This is a genomic window from Streptomyces sp. KLMMK (genome assembly GCF_036961605.1).
Lineage (GTDB): Bacteria > Actinomycetota > Actinomycetes > Streptomycetales > Streptomycetaceae > Streptomyces > Streptomyces telluris.
This window is the reverse complement of sequence record NZ_JBAMDC010000519.1, coordinates 1-3,897: the sequence shown is the minus strand read 5'-3', so window position 1 is coordinate 3,897 and position 3,897 is coordinate 1. Positions and strand designations below refer to the sequence as shown.

General features: G+C 71.6%; 4 protein-coding genes and 1 pseudogene. 2 read left to right on the top strand and 3 right to left on the bottom strand.

The window, feature by feature from the left end:
• Nucleotides 1-36 precede the first annotated feature (36 nt).
• From V7793_RS34780 to V7793_RS34770, 3 genes are all read right to left on the bottom strand, one after another.
• On the bottom strand, nt 37-591 hold the full coding sequence (locus V7793_RS34780; RefSeq protein WP_336013687.1) for a TlpA family protein disulfide reductase: 555 nt from the start codon (nt 589-591) through the stop codon (nt 37-39).
• A gap of 20 nt (nt 592-611) precedes the next feature.
• Nucleotides 612-1,253: a MauE/DoxX family redox-associated membrane protein gene (locus tag V7793_RS34775; protein ID WP_336013686.1), complete on the bottom strand. Its 642-nt coding sequence runs from the start codon at nt 1,251-1,253 to the stop codon at nt 612-614.
• A gap of 156 nt (nt 1,254-1,409) precedes the next feature.
• Nucleotides 1,410-1,607 (bottom strand): hypothetical protein, encoded by a 198-nt coding sequence (locus tag V7793_RS34770; protein ID WP_058043136.1) that lies wholly within the window; start codon nt 1,605-1,607, stop codon nt 1,410-1,412.
• Between the two features lie 1,002 nt (nt 1,608-2,609).
• On the opposite strand from V7793_RS34770, the gene V7793_RS34765 reads away from it, so the two are divergent.
• Together V7793_RS34765 and V7793_RS34760 are read left to right on the top strand one after the other, a co-directional pair.
• Entirely contained in the window at nt 2,610-3,341 is a 732-nt protein-coding gene (locus V7793_RS34765) for a hypothetical protein (RefSeq protein ID WP_336013685.1), read from the top strand.
• A 276-nt stretch (nt 3,342-3,617) separates the two neighbouring features.
• Nucleotides 3,618-3,897, top strand: a pseudogene (locus V7793_RS34760) (N-acetyl-gamma-glutamyl-phosphate reductase); the annotation flags it as partial.

The following is a 3,897-nucleotide window of genomic DNA, read 5'->3' as shown; positions in this document are numbered from 1 at the left end:
CGGGTGCCGCCTGCCGCCGGCCGTGGTCCTGCCCGTTCATGCGGCTACGACGGGGGAATCCAGGTTCACGTTGTTGCGCGCGATCACGGGCCTGCCGGCGGCGTCCGAGGCGACCTCGAGCAACGTCGGGAACCCCATGACCTGGAAGGCGTCGGTCAGGACGGGCTCGCTGCCCTGCACCACGACGCGGGCGACCGGGCTCAGCTCGGCGACCTGTCCCTTGGCCCGCTCGGGCGTGCCGACCACCACGGCCAGCACCTGCTTCCGGCCGCCGGGCACGGTCCGCGCGTACTCCGCGAACTTCGGCAGCATCTCGTGGCACGGGCCGCAGCTGGGGGAGAAGAAGGCCACCAGGGTGTCGCCCGACAGCGACTCGCGGGTCAGCACCTCGCCGTCGACGGCGACGGCCTGGAACTCGCCCACCTCTTCGCCGACCTTGATGACGGGCGGTCTGCCGGGGGCGTTGCCGTCGGCCATCTTGGACAGCATCGCGGTGTGGTCCCGCAGCCGCTTGATCACCCCGAGGGTGAGGATCAGGTCCAGCGTACAGAGCAGTCCCACCAGGACCACCGCCGCGATCAGGACGGGCATGGAAGTCGTCTCCTCTGGGATCACTTGGAGTCGGCCCGGAGCCGGCTCGGAGCCGGTCGGGAGCCGGGTCGGGACCGGTTCGGAACCGGTCGGGAGCCGGCCGGGAACACCGACCCGTCGGCGGGGCCCGGGGCGCCGCCGACGGGCCGGAACAGATCGAGGATGTCGTCGAGCGCGGCGACCAGCCCGCCCAGGAGCAGACCGCCGAGCACTGCCACGGCGGTGCCGCCCGGGGCGGTCGTCCCGGGCGCGGCGACGGCCGCCGCGCCGGTGACCGCCGCGGCCGTGAGGGCGAGGTTGCGCGCGATGTGTCTCGGCCCCAGCGGGCTCGCCGAGGCGCCGAAACACCGGCAGGGCGTGCGCACTCCCCGCCGTACCGAGACCGCGATGGCGGCCGTGAAGACCGCCAGCAGCCCTGCCGCGGTCACCAGTCCCGCCACCGTGGCGGCCGTCACCGGCACGGCGAGGCTCACGCACACCGCGCACTCGGCGGCCACCACGGCCCGGGCCACCGACCGGGCCCGGCGTGAGGGCATGATCCGCATGCCCTCCACCGAGACCACGAACCGGTCGAACGCTCTTCGCCCCGTTGTCTTGCCGAGGGACGAGGCGAAGAAGACCACGCCGATCAGACAGTGGATTCCGATCGCCAGATAGCCCACCTGGTGTTCCTCCTCCGGCTGTCGTCGTGGCGTTCCCGGTCGGGGCGGTTCGTCATCGCCGGCCGGGTCTTTCAACCGGTCGGCAGGAGAATGCTGTTCTCAGCGCTGTTGCCGGCGCTGGTCTCCTTGCTGTTCGCGGTGCTGTGCCGACGATGGTCAGCACTGACAGACGATCGTCGGGCAGCCGTTGGAGTTGCAGCAGGCCCAGCAGGGTGCGTTGTAGCCGCACTTGCCGCTGCACTGCCAGCAGGCCGGGTAGTTGCGGCAGGCCAGGAGCTCGGCCGCCGCGGCATCGATCTCGGGCACGAACTTCCCGAGCAGGCGACTGCCCAGCTCGGTGAGCTTTGCGTACATCGACACACTCCTCACGTGATCAGAACTTGACCGGGATGTGACCGGGCTTGATCGGATCGGGTGTGAACCGGGTTGGGTCCCGGTGCTTACGCCGGTTGAGTCTCATCGCGCCGTGGCGGGGCGGATAGTGCAGTTTCCGCCGACTGGACGCACCGGCCGGGACGGCCGGGCCGATCCCCGGGTGGCCCGAAGCGGCTCTTGCGAAGTGCGGGAGTTGTGGTTCCGGTGTACGGGCCCGCGGAGCGGGGCCGGCAACCGGACCCGGTGCACCCCTGCCCGGACCGGCACATTCCTCCGCCCGGGCTGAAGCCACGCCTCCGTGCGGGCCGGGAGCACGCGCACTGGCCAGCGTCCGTGCGCGCCGTGCATCTTCGCCACCGGCCGGCGGCGGCCGGAGAAGTGGGAGAGACACATTCCGGCCGCCGGTTGCGTACCGGCGCACAAGGGGCCGACGATGTGGTTCCACTTCCTGGCGGGGCGTGGTAGGCCCGGCGCCCAGGCTTCGTTCAGGCCTTCATTGCGGTACTGGCGCCGCGTGCGGATGCGCCGTGGCGGACGGCATGTCGACGTCCGGCCCCTGTTCCTCGTAGTCAGTGCGGACGCACGTGCCGTTGTCATGCCCGGGCGCGGGGGTGTTCGTTCCCGGAATCGGGTTCTTCCGGGCGGGCGCTGCCCCGGGTGCGGCGGGCCGGAGGGCACCCGGCTCCGGCGTCCGCAGCGGCAGTGACGTCGCGTTCCACCCGGCGGTGCGGGCCGGCGGGCGGCCGGTCGTGACAAGGCCGGTTCTGTCCGGCCCGCCGCCCGGGCCGTGCCCGGGTGCGTCCGCGGTGTGGTGCTCCCGTGCCGGGTGAGCGGAACGCGAACGCATGTGTGAAGTGGACTGCGTGGGGTACGTGTTCGCTCATGGGGAGAGCCTTCCGGAGTGTCACTCGTGCTGCTGTCGCGCTCGCCGTCGCCTGCGCAGGGGCTCTGGTCGCCGCGCCCCCGGCATCCGCGGCATCCGTGGCGCAGACCGGCGCCGCAGTGTCGGGCGGCTGCAGCATGGACCTCGGCGCGCAGGGCAACGCCACCGGCACGTCCACCGGCCCGGTCTCCGTTCCCCGCGCCGACGGCCGCGTCGATCAGTTCCAGGTGTTCCACGACTCCACCGCCACCCAAGGCCTGCCGTTCGTGTGGCACCGCGGGCAGTCGGCGCCCGGGGGCTCCTACGGGGCCTGGGAGCGGGTCAGTGCGGGCACGGTCGGCCCCAAGGCGAGCTTCGTGACCGCTGTCGAGAACGCGGCGGGAGGGCTGGAGGTGTTCTGGCTCGACCACGGAGGCTTCTGCCACTCCGTGCAGGGGCCGACGGGCGGGCAGTGGTCCACCCCGGAGAACTTCGGTCTCCGGCCCTCCTCGTACCACGGCTTCCTGACGCTCTTCAAAAGGTCGGACGGCACGCTCATGGCCATGGCGTCCTCGGGCAAGCCGGACCGCTCCATGGAGTCGCGCACCCAGCCGGGCTCCGACGGCGTCTGGCGCCCGGCGGCGGCCATGGGCAAGGTGCCCGAGACGGACATCGGCCTGGGGCAGCCCGGCACGGTCACCGAACTCCCCGACCGGCGGCTGAAGGTGACGGCCCGTGAGTGGAACCGCGACCGCTACTGGCAGATCACCGAAGTGGCTCCCGATGAGGGGACACCCGGCGGGCGGTGGCCCTCGCAGTGGCAGCTCTGCGCCGCCTCTCGGTGCGATTGAGGGGTGTCTCCGGCACTGCGCGAGACACTGCGCGACCCCGCCGATGTGATCTTTCCGCAGAACGAAGTCGATCACTTGCCCGATGCAGGTTAGGTTAGCCTAAGCTAAGTCCCGCTTCGGGTGTCGTCCTGCACTCCTCGAGACCGCCTTGCCCTGTACGGCGGTAGTAGTGCTGCGCGGAATCCGATGCCGGCTCGGCCTTTCTTCGGCAGGCGGATTTGTATGCATCTGTACGGCTCCGTCCTGCCCTGGCAATGAACGACGCAAGGACGGAACATGGTGCGCACAGCTGTGGCGGGCGCGAGTGGATACGCAGGCGGTGAGTTGCTGCGGCTGCTGCTGGGGCATCCCGGCGTCGAGATCGGCGCGGTGACGGCCGCCTCCAACGCCGGCCGGCCCGTGGGGGAGGTGCAGCCCCATCTCGCCCCGCTGGCCGGAAGGGCCTTCGAGGAGACCTCCCCCCAAGTCCTCGCCGGGCACGACGTCGTCTTCCTCGCCCTGCCGCACGGTCAGTCCGCAGCGCTCGCCGGTGAATTGCCCCCGGACGTCCTTGTCG

Coding starts and splice junctions, on each gene's coding strand:
- V7793_RS34780 (WP_336013687.1), bottom strand. CDS start 591: ATGCCCGTCCTGATCGCGGCGGTGGTCCTGGTGGGACTGCTCTGTACG.
- V7793_RS34770 (WP_058043136.1), bottom strand. CDS start 1,607: ATGTACGCAAAGCTCACCGAGCTGGGCAGTCGCCTGCTCGGGAAGTTC.